At 69.8% G+C, this 12,646-nt stretch carries 13 protein-coding genes, 1 tRNA gene and 3 pseudogenes; 9 read left to right on the top strand and 8 right to left on the bottom strand.

All coding sequences use genetic code 11. From position 1 onward, the window contains the following. Window positions 1–19: 19 nt before the first annotated feature. Window positions 20–550 (bottom strand): DUF2231 domain-containing protein, encoded by a 531-nt coding sequence (locus ABZ478_RS19480; RefSeq protein ID WP_359550984.1) that lies wholly within the window; start codon window positions 548–550, stop codon window positions 20–22. A 119-nt stretch (window positions 551–669) separates the two neighbouring features. Between ABZ478_RS19480 and ABZ478_RS19475 the strand changes: the two genes are divergently transcribed. The 3 genes from ABZ478_RS19475 (at window position 670) to ABZ478_RS19465 (ending at window position 2,444) form a co-directional block, all read left to right on the top strand. Continuing rightward, a complete protein-coding gene (locus tag ABZ478_RS19475) occupies window positions 670–1,416 on the top strand; it encodes a helix-turn-helix domain-containing protein (RefSeq protein WP_359550981.1) in 747 nt (248 codons plus the stop codon). A 352-nt stretch (window positions 1,417–1,768) separates the two neighbouring features. Next, complete coding sequence (locus tag ABZ478_RS19470; RefSeq protein ID WP_359550979.1) at window positions 1,769–1,954, top strand: hypothetical protein; 186 nt, start codon at window positions 1,769–1,771, stop codon at window positions 1,952–1,954. Between the two features lie 37 nt (window positions 1,955–1,991). Further along, window positions 1,992–2,444: a hypothetical protein gene (locus tag ABZ478_RS19465; RefSeq protein ID WP_359550977.1), complete on the top strand. Its 453-nt coding sequence runs from the start codon at window positions 1,992–1,994 to the stop codon at window positions 2,442–2,444. 133 nt (window positions 2,445–2,577) lie between these two features. Here ABZ478_RS19465 and ABZ478_RS19460 read toward each other — a convergent pair whose 3' ends face one another. Next, window positions 2,578–3,024: a peptidase inhibitor family I36 protein gene (locus tag ABZ478_RS19460; RefSeq protein ID WP_359550974.1), complete on the bottom strand. Its 447-nt coding sequence runs from the start codon at window positions 3,022–3,024 to the stop codon at window positions 2,578–2,580. Between the two features lie 551 nt (window positions 3,025–3,575). Between ABZ478_RS19460 and ABZ478_RS19455 the strand changes: the two genes are divergently transcribed. Both ABZ478_RS19455 and ABZ478_RS19450 read left to right on the top strand, forming a co-directional pair. Then, entirely contained in the window at window positions 3,576–4,754 is a 1,179-nt protein-coding gene (locus ABZ478_RS19455; RefSeq protein WP_359550972.1) for a Cmx/CmrA family chloramphenicol efflux MFS transporter, read from the top strand. Then, window positions 4,751–5,757: pseudogene (locus ABZ478_RS19450) on the top strand (IS481 family transposase). The gene ABZ478_RS19455 and the pseudogene ABZ478_RS19450 overlap by 4 nt, the downstream one beginning before the upstream one ends. Here the strand turns inward: ABZ478_RS19450 and ABZ478_RS19445 are convergent. Next, the gene (locus ABZ478_RS19445; protein ID WP_359550969.1) at window positions 5,754–6,077 is read right to left on the bottom strand and encodes a hypothetical protein; all 324 of its coding nucleotides are present in this window, start codon (window positions 6,075–6,077) and stop codon (window positions 5,754–5,756) included. The pseudogene ABZ478_RS19450 and the gene ABZ478_RS19445 overlap by 4 nt on opposite strands. A 429-nt stretch (window positions 6,078–6,506) precedes the next feature. On the opposite strand from ABZ478_RS19445, the gene ABZ478_RS19440 reads away from it, so the two are divergent. Continuing rightward, on the top strand, window positions 6,507–7,244 hold the full coding sequence (locus ABZ478_RS19440) for an ATP-binding protein (protein ID WP_359550967.1): 738 nt from the start codon (window positions 6,507–6,509) through the stop codon (window positions 7,242–7,244). 185 nt (window positions 7,245–7,429) lie between these two features. On the opposite strand, the gene ABZ478_RS19435 is transcribed toward ABZ478_RS19440, so the two are convergent. Beyond that, a complete protein-coding gene (locus tag ABZ478_RS19435; RefSeq protein WP_359550965.1) occupies window positions 7,430–7,666 on the bottom strand; it encodes a hypothetical protein in 237 nt (78 codons plus the stop codon). 517 nt (window positions 7,667–8,183) lie between these two features. Then, window positions 8,184–8,480 (bottom strand): hypothetical protein, encoded by a 297-nt coding sequence (locus ABZ478_RS19430; RefSeq protein WP_359550963.1) that lies wholly within the window; start codon window positions 8,478–8,480, stop codon window positions 8,184–8,186. A gap of 256 nt (window positions 8,481–8,736) precedes the next feature. Here ABZ478_RS19430 and ABZ478_RS19425 point away from each other — a divergent pair. Together ABZ478_RS19425 and ABZ478_RS19420 are read left to right on the top strand one after the other, a co-directional pair. Then, window positions 8,737–8,834: pseudogene (locus ABZ478_RS19425) on the top strand. A 426-nt stretch (window positions 8,835–9,260) separates the two neighbouring features. Then, window positions 9,261–9,716, top strand: coding sequence for a lamin tail domain-containing protein (locus tag ABZ478_RS19420; RefSeq protein ID WP_359550960.1), 456 nt, complete (start codon window positions 9,261–9,263; stop codon window positions 9,714–9,716). A gap of 140 nt (window positions 9,717–9,856) precedes the next feature. Here the strand turns inward: ABZ478_RS19420 and ABZ478_RS19415 are convergent, their stop codons facing one another. After that, entirely contained in the window at window positions 9,857–10,201 is a 345-nt protein-coding gene (locus tag ABZ478_RS19415) for a hypothetical protein (protein WP_359550957.1), read from the bottom strand. A 43-nt stretch (window positions 10,202–10,244) separates the two neighbouring features. Beyond that, window positions 10,245–11,420, bottom strand: coding sequence for a hypothetical protein (locus ABZ478_RS19410; RefSeq protein ID WP_359550956.1), 1,176 nt, complete (start codon window positions 11,418–11,420; stop codon window positions 10,245–10,247). A gap of 382 nt (window positions 11,421–11,802) precedes the next feature. On the opposite strand from ABZ478_RS19410, the pseudogene ABZ478_RS19405 reads away from it, so the two are divergent. Next, a pseudogene (locus tag ABZ478_RS19405) lies at window positions 11,803–12,356 on the top strand (XRE family transcriptional regulator). A 92-nt stretch (window positions 12,357–12,448) separates the two neighbouring features. Here ABZ478_RS19405 and ABZ478_RS19400 read toward each other — a convergent pair. Further along, window positions 12,449–12,536 (bottom strand) — tRNA-Leu (locus ABZ478_RS19400). Window positions 12,537–12,646: the final 110 nt, after the last annotated feature.

Raw genomic sequence — 12,646 nt, 5'->3', positions numbered from 1 at the left:
AGCGGCCGAAGGAACAGGGTCAGCCGGTAGGGCCGGGGCGGCCGGAGGTGAAGCCCTCGGCCTGGGTCGCCTCGTCCGCGACCCGGACGCCGTAGCGGTAGGAGAGTTTGCCGCCTAGCCATCCCGAGGCTCCGAGCACCGCGAAGGCGCAGGCGCTGAGCGTCAGCGGCCCGGCATCGACGCTGCCGGAGGGGCCGGCGCCGGCGTGGCGCCACAGGAAATTGCCGATGTAGGAGGCCGTCACCAGCAGGTTCAGCGTCATGTGGATCAAACCAACCCGGAACGCACGGGTGCCGGCCGGGATGGCGAACAAATCCAGGAAGCCCACCATCGCTGCGGCCAGAGCGCCGATCACCCCAAGGGCGATCAGCCACATCGCCCCGCGGGACAGGAATTGCGGGTCTGCCACCCCGTGGGAGGCGATGTCGAAGACCAGGCTGCCCGCCCAAGCCCCGATCGGCACGGTCACCATCATCGGGTGGAACGGGTGCCCGTACGGGCCGGCAAGCACGGCACTGACCGGCTGCTTGGCCTGGTGTGGCTGGGCCATCGTGACCACCTCCTCATTTCACCAACGAATCTTGGTCTTATTCGTGATGGCCGTCAAGTGCGCTGGACTACGGCGTACGGGGAACTTTCGGCGATGTCCGCTGGCGTTACCGTGAAGGAGTGACCTCAGACGTGACGCCGCCGGCGTCTTCCGCAGATGCAGCGATCGACTCCGTCAGCGCGCTCGGCGAGAGCACCAGGCGACAGATGTTCGCCTTCATCCGCCGGGCCCGCCGTCCCGTCACACGCGACGAGGCGGCCGCCAGCGCCGGAACATCGCGGAAACTCGCCGCCTTCCACCTCGACAAGCTCGTCGAGGCCGGCCTGCTACGCGCCCACTACGCGTCCCCCACCGGCATCCGCAAGGTCGGCCGGCAACCCAAGGTGTACGAGCCCACTGACACACCCATCCACGTCAGCATCCCCGACCGCCGCCATCAACTCCTGGCCGACCTGCTCGTTCAAGCCGTCATCAGCGAAGGCGAGGACGAGACCGCCGTCCAAGCGGCCATTCGCACCGCCAGACAGCGAGGCCAAGAGCTCGGAGAGGAGGAACGCGCACAACTGCGCCCCGGTCGGCTCGGCGCCGAACGCGGCCTCACCCTGTGCGAGCGCACACTCGAACGGCACGGCTTCGAACCCGCCCGCGAGGCCCCCGACCGGCTACGACTGCGCAACTGCCCCTTCCACCCCCTCTCCGCCCAAGCCCCCGACCTGGTATGCGGCATGAACCACGGCTTCCTCACCGGATACCTCGAAGGCATGAGAGCCCCCACCGTTCAAGCCGTCCTCGCGCCCCGCCCAGGCGAATGCTGCGTCGAACTGCAGCACGCGACGGCACACGACACGGACGACGACGCCGGCTGACCCCGCTCTCCACACGTAACCCCAGCGCGTGCCCGTCCAGTTCGCGACCACCACGGCAACGGGCGTGATCAGTTCCCGGCAGGTCAGGGCGAGGGATGCGGGCTCGGTGGGGATATGAGGGTTGGCGGCGGCGACACCGTCAAGATCGGCGCCTGGCTCGACAAAGCCCGACTAAACACCGCACCGGTCGGCTCCCCGACGACCATACTCGCCTGATTGCCGCGCTCTTCGACGGCGACTGGACGACCGAGGTCGCCGTCCTGGCCTGCACGCCCGCCCACGGCGGAGCGTGACCTGGGCCCGTATGCTGCGCCAGTCCGCGAACCGCCCGCTGAAGGGAAACCGTTCCGCCGTGTTCCAGCAGACCCCAGTCTATGACCGCCTCGTGGCCGAACGCGGCGACGTCCCCGTCCAGGTCCGCGGGGAAGCCGACCGGATACACCGCGACCTGGCCCAGGTACTGAGCCGAGCGTCCTCCTCCCAGCCGAGCGCGCGGCAGAACGTCGTCGACTCGAAAGTCCCTCCTGCCGCCCTGTAAGGGCTCGGGCCCAGGGAATCGGAAGAACGGCACCGTCATGACCTCACCCCCACCCGCGCAAACACCCCCAACGGCGGAGCGAGACCCCCGCGGTCCGCAGCAGACCCGGGACGTCCTGCCGCCCCGCACCTTCTCCGGCGAACCGCTTCCCGAGGCGTGGATGGAGGAGATCACCGCCCCCGGCGAGGACGACGAAGACGAGCAGCATGCCTACACCAGGCTCCTGACCGCCATCGGCGACTACCGGCGCCGTCACCACCGGGCGGGCCCCGACGTCCTGGGGCCGCGCCCGCGAGGACTCGACGGCGACGACTTCGACCACCTCACCGACGCCATCGACTTCTACACCCACGCCCGTGTCCGACGCTGCCTGGAGCAGATGCGCCGGCGCACCACCGCCGACCGCGCCTTGCTCCTGCCGCCCACCTCGCCGCTGAGCCGGCCGCTGCCGCAGGAGCACCGGCCCGGCCAGCTCCCTCCCACCCGCTGACACCCCTGGGATGACGGTCAAGGCGTGCGGTGGTGTGACGTACCGTTCGCGCCGGTGACAACCCTTCAGGTTTCCGGGCGCGTTGTGGTGGCGGGGTTGTTACGAAGACCGCCCGGCCCTTTCGGGTGGCCGATCAGGCGCCGCAGGGAGTGTCGTTGTTGCGCAGGCTGTGAGTGGTGTCGTTGAGCTGATAGGAGCGCAGGTCGCTGATGGAGCCGCCCTCGCGGCCGACGCAGACGTGCCGGCCGAAGTAGTTGTCCTTCTGGTAGACGCGCGCGGTCCGGCTGCTGTTGTTGATGACGGAGCTGCCCTTGCCGCGGATGTAATCCGGCAGGTGCCGCACGGACCCGTCGACGGCGCGTTTGACGTAGGGCTGTCCGTTGAAGTTGATGTCGGGGTAGATGCATACGAACCCGCGCGGGCACGCGATCTGGTCCCGGGATGCGGCGGGCGCGGCCGCGGGGGGCGTGGCGTGAGCTGGTGCGAGGCCGATCAGTGAGGCGGCCAGGGCGGTCGTGACGGCGGCGGCGATCGGCGCGGTCACTCCTGTTCGGGGCAGTCGTAGACGCGAGAGTCTCATGACATCCCCCTGTCCTGGTGGAACGGTTCACCATTCCGGTTCCTGCCGGCGTTCATTCGGATGAGCGAGTGGGCGGCAGGATGTGCTGAGTAGGCGCTGCCCGCCAGCCGGACATCCGCCGACGCCGACCGGCTCCTCGTCGTCCTCGAGCCCGGCGATACCGGTGAACGTGGCATGCCCTTGATGCTCCGCGACGACATGAGAAGGCGAGTATCGGTCCACCATGGCATCGGCCGTGGGCCGAACCTCGAGCCCAGCCGCCCGCGCCCGCTCAAGACGCTCTAGATGTTGTGGGACATGACGTCGGTGACACAGGCCGATGTCAATGAAACCAAGATGCTGCGACGGGCATCGGCCGGGTACCGTGCGGGCCATGTCGAGTCCTGAGTCAGACAAGGTGGGGGCTTTCGGTCACGCCGTCAGCCCCCTGAACCACTGAGCTCGTAGCCCTGTCGTCCCGCCGCATTCTGCGGCCGGGCGAGGGTGCATTCGGGGCTGGCCGCGGTGACGAGAAGACCTACTCGTGCCTCTCCTCACCTCGGAGCCACTTGATGCCTCTCCCGCTGTACCTGTTTGCCATGGCGGTTTTCGCCATGGGCACCTCGGAATTCATGCTTGCCGGCCTCCTGCCGGACATCGCCTCAGACCTCGATGTCACAGTCGGGACAGCCGGAACGCTCACTTCGGCCTTCGCGGTCGGCATGATCGTCGGTGCCCCACTTGTGGCCGCGCTTGCCCGTAACTGGTCCAGCCGCTCCAGCCTTCTCGGGTTCATCCTCATTTTCGCGGCAGCTCATGCCGTGAGCGCCATGACCACCAGCTTCCCGGTCCTGTTCGCCACCCGGGTCGTCGCCGCGCTCGCGAACGCAGGGTTCCTTGCCGTCGCTCTGACGGCTGCCGCCACACGGGTCTCACCCGACAAGAAGGGGCGTGCGCTGGCTGTGTTGCTGTCAGGCACGACGGTGGCCACGATCGCCGGTGTCCCTGGCGGCTCCGTGCTCGGCACGTTGCTCGGCTGGCGGGCCACATTCTGGGCTGTCGCCGCTCTCTGCCTGCCGGCAGCTCTCGGCATCCTTAAGGGAATCCCAGCAGGACGTGATGAAGATGAGACAACTGGCAGGCCAGCGTTGCAAGCGGAGCTCGCCCAGCTCACACGACCGCGGTTGATTCTGGTGATGCTGCTCGGCGCGCTGGTGAACGCGGCAACCTTCGGAAGCCTCACCTTCCTCGCCCCCGTGGTGACCGACAGCGCCGGGCTGGGCGAGTTGTGGATCTCTGTCGCCCTGGTGCTCTTCGGCGCCGGTTCCTTCGTGGGCGTCACCATCGCCGGCCGGCTGTCCGACCGGCGTCCCGGTCCAGTCATCGCAGTCGGCGGCCCGCTGCTGCTCATCGGCTGGCTGGCCCTCGCGATGCTGGCCAACGAGCCGGTCGCCCTGTTCATCCTCGTGTTCGTGCAGGGCGCATTGTCGTTCGCGCTGGGCAGCACGCTGATCACGCGGGTCCTCTACGAGGCCGCTGGAGCCCCCACCATGGCCGGCTCGTATGCGACCGCGGCGCTCAACGTGGGCGCCGCCGCTGGCCCCGTCATCGCTGCGGCCACCCTCAGCACCGAAGCCGGGGACCTCGGGCCGCTCTGGGCAAGCGGACTCCTCGTCGCGGTCACGCTGCTCATCGCGTTCCCCCTCCTCGCCACCATCACGGCCGGCCGGAGCACCGAGGTGCTCCAGTGACACACGCGAACGCCCCTTTGAACAGCGAAGGACGCCGAAGGTTCGTGGAGCGCTGCCGCACCCGTCCGATCGCGCACGTCGCCGCCGAGGCCGGTGTCTCTCGCGCCTGCCTGTCCAAGTGGACGAACCGGTACGACACGCACGGCGAACTCGGGCTGCAGGACCGCCCAAGCGTCCCGCGATCCTCACCGACCCAGACCCCACCCGATGTCGTCGAACGGATCGAGCAGTTGCGGCGGGACAACAAGTGGTACGCCCGCCGGATCACCCTCGAACTCGCAAGTCAAGGAGTGCAGATCAGCGAGCGCACCGTAAGCCGGTGGCTGGCCTGGGCATCAACCACCGCCGATTCCTCGACCCCGACGGCTCGGCCAACAGGCGCCCGTCGAAACGGATCGTGGCCCGCTACCCGGGCCACATGGTCCACCTGGACGTCAAGAAGGTCGGGCAGATCCCCGACGGCGGCGGGTGGCGGGCCCACGGACGCGGCTCCGAGCAGGCCAGGGCCGCACAGCGTGCGAAGACCGGTGGCGCCAAGAGCGGGTACGTCTACCTGCACTCTGCCGTCGACGGATTCTCCCGCTTGGCCTACACCGAGCCACTTCCCGACGAGAAGGCCGCCACCACCGTGGCGTTCCTCAGCCGCGCCCGCGCGTTCTTCGCTGCCCACGGCATTCACCGGGTCGTGCGCGTGGTCACCGACAACGGCGCAAACTACCGCGCCGCAGTCTTCGAGCGCTCCCTGATCTGGTGGGCCTCCCGCCACCAGCGGACCAAGCCCTACACGCCCCGGCACAACGGCAAGGTCGAGCGCTACCAGCGCATCCTCGCCGAAGAACTCCTCTATGCCAGGCAGTGGACCTCTGAAGCAGAACGAGCTCGGGCGATCGCGGTCTGGAACGTCCACTACAACTGCCACCGGCCTCACACCGCCGCCGGGAACCGTCCTCCAGCCTCACGCCTCCACGCGAGCGTCACCAACGTCATGGCCAGCAACATCTAGAAGCCGGGCCCCGGATCGCCGCCGCGCTTGAGGCATTCGTTCGCGGCGTCGAGCCAGTCACCTGCCGGGTCGACGGCTCGCTCGCGCTCAATGCCGGAGTCCACCTTTCCGTCAGCGGGGCGGGCGTCGTCGGCGATGTCGCGCGCCTGCTGGCACGGGTCAGATGAGGGGCCGGACAGCTCAGCGACACCGCCGAGAACACCGAACGAGAGGGCGAAGGCTGCCGCCCCGGCCATCATCAGGCCCGCGCTCCGGTCCTGTAAGAGACGCGGCAAGTGGCGCTGCCAGCGGAAGTACGGGATGCGGTTGCGGTTGTTCACGGTGCTCCCTCGCGGGTGGCAGCTGAATGGACGCATGGGCACGGCCGGAACTACCTGCCGTACCCACACACCCAGCCTGGCACGGACATTGATGACCTTTCATCTGCCGATCGGGGCTGGGGCCCAGGGCCACTCGGCGACGTGGAACAGGTGCGCCAAGTCCTGCGGGCGTACCGCCCCGACGTTGGAGCCGCGGCGGAGGACGGCGATCACCGGCACAACTGCGACAGGGCGGGCGCTGGCACCGACCAAGCTCACCCGTCACGGGTGCGCCCCGACCGGTCGGCAGCAAAATGGCTACCCCGCGCGCGGCCGGTGCCTTCTACTGTTGCCGGGCATGAGCACGCAGGCCTTCGAGGGCGCTCATCCTTCTGCCTCTTCCATGCGATCGAGCAGGCGCGCGGTGAGGACGCCTACCGGCAGCTGCCCGTGCCCGCCCCGGCCAGCAGCCTGGCCGCCGACGACGCCCCGCTGGGCCCGTGCTGCGCCGCGCACCTGATCCGCAGCTCGGCCCTAGCCCGCGCCGACGCGCTGCGCCGCCTGACGGCGGCAGGCGAGGTCGATCCGACCAGCCCCTGGACGCTGCTGTACGGCGCGCTGGAGAACTTCGCCACCGGACTGCGGCTCCTCGACGGCGCCGGACGCAGCGCCTGGTGCCTGTGCCGCATGCCAGTGGCGACGACCGTGTTGCCTCGCGAGCCGCAATCGGCCTTCGCCACCCGCTGGTTCGTGACGCACACCCTGGCCCACTGGCAGCTTCAACACCTCACCAACAGGGCCGAACTCGTCGTCGCCGAACTGAGCGCCAACGCCATCCAACACGCCCGGCATGCGATGTTCCGGGTGACACTGCGCCGCTCCCCCCAAGACCGCGTACGGGTGGCCGTCATCGACAAGAGCACCACCGAGCCGGTGCTGTGCCACGTGGACGACGATGCCGAGACCGGCCGTGGCCTGGCCCTGGTCGACAGGATCGCCCTGCGCTGGGGAACCGACCCCGCTCGGGTGGGGAAAACGCGTCTGGGCCGACGTAGAAGCCCAGCGACCGCAGCAGACGCGCCCCGACGGCCAGGCTCGGCTCCTGGACGAACACAGGCTCGCGCTGGGCGGGTGAGCGTCCCAACGCGCCATGCTGGGCGGCTGAGCGGCGGCAGACCAGTCGCCTAGCTGGCGGGTGATCCGGGAAGCACCCGAAGCAACCGGCCACAGGACGCACGACGCACGCCGCGGTTCGGCCCCTGCCGAGGTCTGTGCGGGGACGTCGTGCAGCCGCGCTGCCGGTTGCGCCTGCCGCCTGCCGTTCGCGCAAGGTGCCAGCCCGCGGAATCTCAGGCCTGTACTCGAGGACCGGCTCAGAACAAGGTGTCAGTGTTCTCGGAGTTCTCGGTGGGTGCCGGGGCCGGCGTGCGAGGACGGCGGGGACGCGGCGACTCCGGGTCCTTCCCGAACAGTGCCTGGGTGCCGCACTCGTCGGGCACGGCGGGCACCGGCCGGCACACGCCCGCCTCGACCAGGTTGAGCGGGGCGCAGTCGTCGAAGTCGGCGCGCTTCATACGGGTCCAGTCGCGGCCCTGGGGCATGGCGGTCACGTGCGGTCTCCTGTCTGCGCTCGGGGCCAGGGCACGGGCGGCGCGCCCGGCGGCACGCGGGTGTCCGGGGGCAGTGCCGTGCGGTGCTTGCGCCGCACGGCGAGCCGCCTCGCCCCGGCGGCCGTACTGCGGACACGGACCATTGTCTTCTCCCACCGCCAGATCGAGACAGGCTGAGAGCGCCCACAGCCTGTCGCACCTGGTTGGTGATCGCTTTCCCTCTCCGGGGACATCTCACCACCCCGGGCGGTCGCGTGCGTTCGGGGAATGTCGCTGGCGAAGAGCCCGCCGTCCCGTGGGAGGGCCTCCTGGCACGGGGCGTTTCCCGTGCAGCGCGACCCAGTGCGCTGTTGGAGGTTCGCCCCGCCTGGCCGTTTACGTAACGCTCGCATAGGGGAGTCTGCTGGCCGGCCGGCTTCAGATCATGCGGTGCGGTCGGGGGCTGGCAGGAGGCGCTGGTGCGGCTGGTCGGCGGTGTGCTGGGGCGAGACGTTGTCGGCGGGTGACTTCGCTGGGGTCAGGCGAGGGCGTTGCGCAGGTAGGCGGGCAGGGCTTGGCGGATGGCAGGATCCGCTTTCCAGCCGGGGTCGGTGAGATGGCCGGCGGTGATGACGGTCTGGCAGCCGTTGGGGGTGCGGACGACGACGCGGAACGTTTCACCGCGGCTGTCGCGGCCGGCGAGGTATGCGCCGAGGACGGCCCGGCCCAGCTCGGCGGGATCCGCGCTGGTGGTCGCGCGGCCGAAGTCTTTGCAGATCCACACGTCGCTGAACCGTTCGTGCATCAGGATTTCCCACCGCACGCAGCTGGTCATGTCTTCGCGGTACACGACCGCGATCTTCCCTCCACGCAGCCGCCTCACGCACCGCTACCTGCGAGTACTGGCCGGAAAGCGCGCTTCTTCCGCCCGGTGACTCTGTCGGCCCGATCGCTCATGCCGTGTGCTCCCCGGGGGGCGACGGGTGATGCGCTGTGAAGGATCGGGTGAGCGTGTCAGGGCGCGGTCAGCGGCTCCTGCCACAGTCGGTCCTGTGAACGGCAGCCGGGCAGTAACGGCAGCCGGGAGCAAGGGAGAGGTGCCCGGAGTGGTTGATCGGGGACCAGCGAGCTCGCCTCACGGTCGGACCCCTCTTCGGGGTCCACGCAGGTTCGAATCCTGCCCTCTCCGCCGGAACCCCTCCCGGGGCCCGTGCGGGCGGCCAGGGCGATGCACCAGCTCTGAGCCCGCGGCCCCTCATCGTGTCTGTTACTCACTTTCGGGTGAACGCGATCCCGGCGGCGGGGCTGCGGGCCTCGACCGATAGTTGCCTCAGGCCCGTAATGTCGCGGCTGCTGCGCCTGAGCACCTGTCAAGGTGGTGCGTTCTATGCATAGATGGCCGTTACATGCGAGTGTCACAGAGATTCGGCGGATTCGTCTCCTCATGCGCATTTCCCCCATATTGCGAAGATCGCGGGTGCAGGGTGTGGGTGTGCGGCCGACCGGCCGCGCACCCACACCATCGCCCCGTGGGCCTGCGGTGTCGTCATGCCGTGGCCGGGATCGGGGTGTGCGCACGAAGGGGAACCCTGTGTCCGTTTCTTCCTCTGTCCGTATGACCGCTATCGCCGCCGTCGCGGCCGCTGCCGTGGGCGCGGTGGCACTGCCGGCCGCGGCCGCCGATCACCACTACCCGGGCCGCGCTCGCGCCGCGGTGTACATCTCGGGTGTGCAGTACGACTCCCCGCGCCGCGATGACCGCTCCAACCGCTCGCTGAACCAGGAGTGGGTGGACATCACCAACTCCACCCGCCGCGCGGTGAACCTGAACGGCTGGACCCTCAGGGACGAGGACGGCCACACCTACACCTTCCGCCACGTCCGCCTGGACGGCCGCTCCACGGTCCGCGTCCACACCGGCGTCGGCCGCGACAGCCGCAGGGACCTGTTCCAGGACCGGAGGGCGTACGTGTGGAACAACGACTCCGACACCGCGACCCTGCGCAACGACCGCGGCCGGTTCGTCGACGACGCCTCCTGGGGCCGCCACCACCGCGGACACCGCCGCTGACCCCCTACCGGCGGCGGTAGCCGGCACCGGTCCCTCAGGCCGGCGTCCGACCCGTGGGCCTTCCCTCATGGGGAGGCCCACCCGCTGTCAGGACGTGACCGAAGGGTGGACCAGCCCGGCACAGGACTGATCCTGCAAGGTCACCGGCGCCGCCCGGCCACGAGCGCATGCCCACGCACCGGGACCGTGGCCTCGACGGTCGCCTCCCGGCCGGCCGTGCCACCCCCAGCGGTGCCCGGCAGCGTCCAGGCGCCGGCCGCACCGCCGTGGTGTATTTGCATTTCACGGCCTCCCTCGGTGATCCCGCTCACCAGCTCGGCCAGCAGTTCCTGCTCACGCTCCCGGGCCAGCTGCACTCGCCGCCGCTCACGCGGCCCGATCGCGACCACCGCGATCAGAGCGGCTCCCACCCCCTCAGGCCCCCACATCCCGTGCACCTTCCCACCGCCCCGTTCCTCGTCGAACTCGCCTGTCGCCCGATACATCGCGCGAGCGCGCCGAGACGGGTACCGACTCTCTCAAGATCTTTTAACCGGGTCGTTCACCGGGGCCGCTGTCTGCGCCGCCGCCGTCCTGCGGTGCGGCGTTCGCCGGTTCGCGCAGGGTGCGGATCCACGCCTCGCTGAAGCCGGCGGGCCCGGTCTCGTCGCTGGGGATGCTGAAGATGTCCGTGTTTACAGTGAGTTGTTGTGTGAGCGTCTCGTAGAGGTTGTCGTAGAACGGCTGGAGGCAGACGGTCAGGCCCAGGGCGAACTGGCCGGGGGAGGGGTCCGCGACGATGACAAGGTCCAGGAGCGGGAAGACGCCGAGGTCGTCGATCCGCTGCCGTAGCGCAGCCTGTGCCGGGGTTTCCGGCAGGCACAGTCCGTGCAGCAGGTACATGCAGGAGAAGCCGCGCAGGCCGACCAGTACCGTCCGGGCCCGCACCAGTTCTTCGTCACTGGCCCGCTTGATCGGGCCCACCGCGTCCGCGTACCGCTCGAACAGCGCCCAGTTCACGGGCGGCCCCTTGCCACGCTCGGCCGCACTCAGCCTCTGCTGCCAGTCCTCGACCGTCAGGCCGTGCAGGTTGAACCCGGTGAACGCCTCGGCCAGTGCATCCGCCCCGACTTCCTGCCCGCCCAAGCCGATCGCGGCAACCAGGTGCACCACGCTTCTGAGGTCCGGCCCCTCCGCTTCCGCCGGCAGGTCCTTGCCGGTTTCGAGCGCCGCACGCACCAGGGCGGGATGTGCCACCGGGCGGTACGGTCCCGGTATTCGGCCGGCGGCCGCATACAGCGCGTCCCGTCCTTCCTCTCCCGTCCCGGCGGCGCTGCGAGCGAGCTCCGTCAGCCGCTGCGCCACCGAGCGCTCCAGCACCCACACCAGGGCCTGACGCACAGTGCCGATCGGGGGCTCCGGTACCCGAACCGCTTCCGGCTCCACGGGCAGAGTGCCAGCCTCGGCGAACCACTCCAGCACGGCCAGCCGCCGATCACGCCCCTGCCGAAGATGCCGCGCCAGCGCGGCCGCGCTCTCCACCACCAGCGGATCGACCGCGTCCACCACCGACCCCCGGCCACGCCCGAGCCCCCGCCGCCGATGCCGCGGCAACAACCCCGCCCGCCGCCAACTCTCCAACTGGCGTGCCGTCACCACTACTCCACGCGCCGCGAGTTCACGTACCACCTGCAGATCAGCCGAACTCGGCGCTCCTCGTGCCATGCCCACCATTACAACCCCGAGGAGTGCCAGCTTTCGCGTACCCACGGCTCTGGCTCACTGGTCTCAGCACCGCCCAGACAACCGCCAACTCCAAGAAGACAGAGGCCCGCCCATGACCTCAGACCACCAAAACCGCACCCGAACAAGGACCGCTGCCGGCCTCACCACCGCGCTCCTCACCCTCCTCATCGCAGGCGTCCTCCACCACCCCGGCCACCTGATAAGCACCCCTGGGGTGACCACAGCCGCCTCGCCCGCCACGCAGGCGCCCTGAGCGTCTCTCTCGCGGCCGATCACCCCTCCAAGTGTCAATTCCCCCCGCCGGACTGTGCGATCGGCCACCACAGCCCGGTACAGCGATCTTGAAAGAAGGTGCCCGTTCATGGGTCTGGTCTCCGACAGCCTGGACCGCGCCACCCAGAAGGCGTTCACCCGCCCGATCCCGAAGTCCGCAGGCGCGCAGATGCGTTACCTGGTCCGCCAGCTCAAGGGCACCCGCCCGGTCGCGGAGCTGCTCGGCGTCTCCCAGCGGACCGTGGAGCGCTACGTGAAGGACCAGATCCGCCGGCCCCGCGCCGACCTCGCGCAGCGCCTGGGCGACGCGGTGCGCGCCCGCTGGCAGCCCCGCGTCCGCGAGCAGGCCCGCCGGCAGGCCGCGACCAGCACCGGCATCGTCATCGACACCCGCGCCCGGTTCGGGTTCACCGCCGCCCCCGGCACCACCGACGACGCCCGGATCCGCCATCTCACCCTCGCCCTGCCCCCGCCTACGCCGCCCGCCTCTTCGACGCGGCGCACGCCGGCGCCACCGAGCAGCAGCTGCGCGCCATCACCGCGAAAGGACTCGGCGAGGCCTACTTCCGCGACGGCGGCCGCCGCGCCCACGCGTTGCTGGTGGAGTTCACCGACGTCGAACAGCTCGACTTCGACCTGTAGCCAGCCCTCCAGCAGCCGGAATGCACCCGGCGCATGCCTGATCGGAGTGGCCCATATGACCAGTACGGCCCCCGCTGCTGCGCAGCAGTGGATGGTAGGAGTGGAGGGAGTCGAACCCTCACGCCCGCGAAGGGCACCGGGACTTGAATCCGGCGCGTCTGCCCGTTCCGCCACACTCCCTGATACTTCACGCCGGATCTCAGCCTGACGGGCCCAGGGCCCAGATCGGTGGGGCTGGGAACTGCCGTCACGCAGCTCCCAGCCCCACCGCGCTGTGAAGCGAATCCTCA

Source organism: Streptomyces sp. NPDC005706 (genome assembly GCF_040631045.1).
Lineage (GTDB): Bacteria > Actinomycetota > Actinomycetes > Streptomycetales > Streptomycetaceae > Streptomyces.
This window is presented reverse-complemented; position numbering and strand designations above follow the sequence as displayed.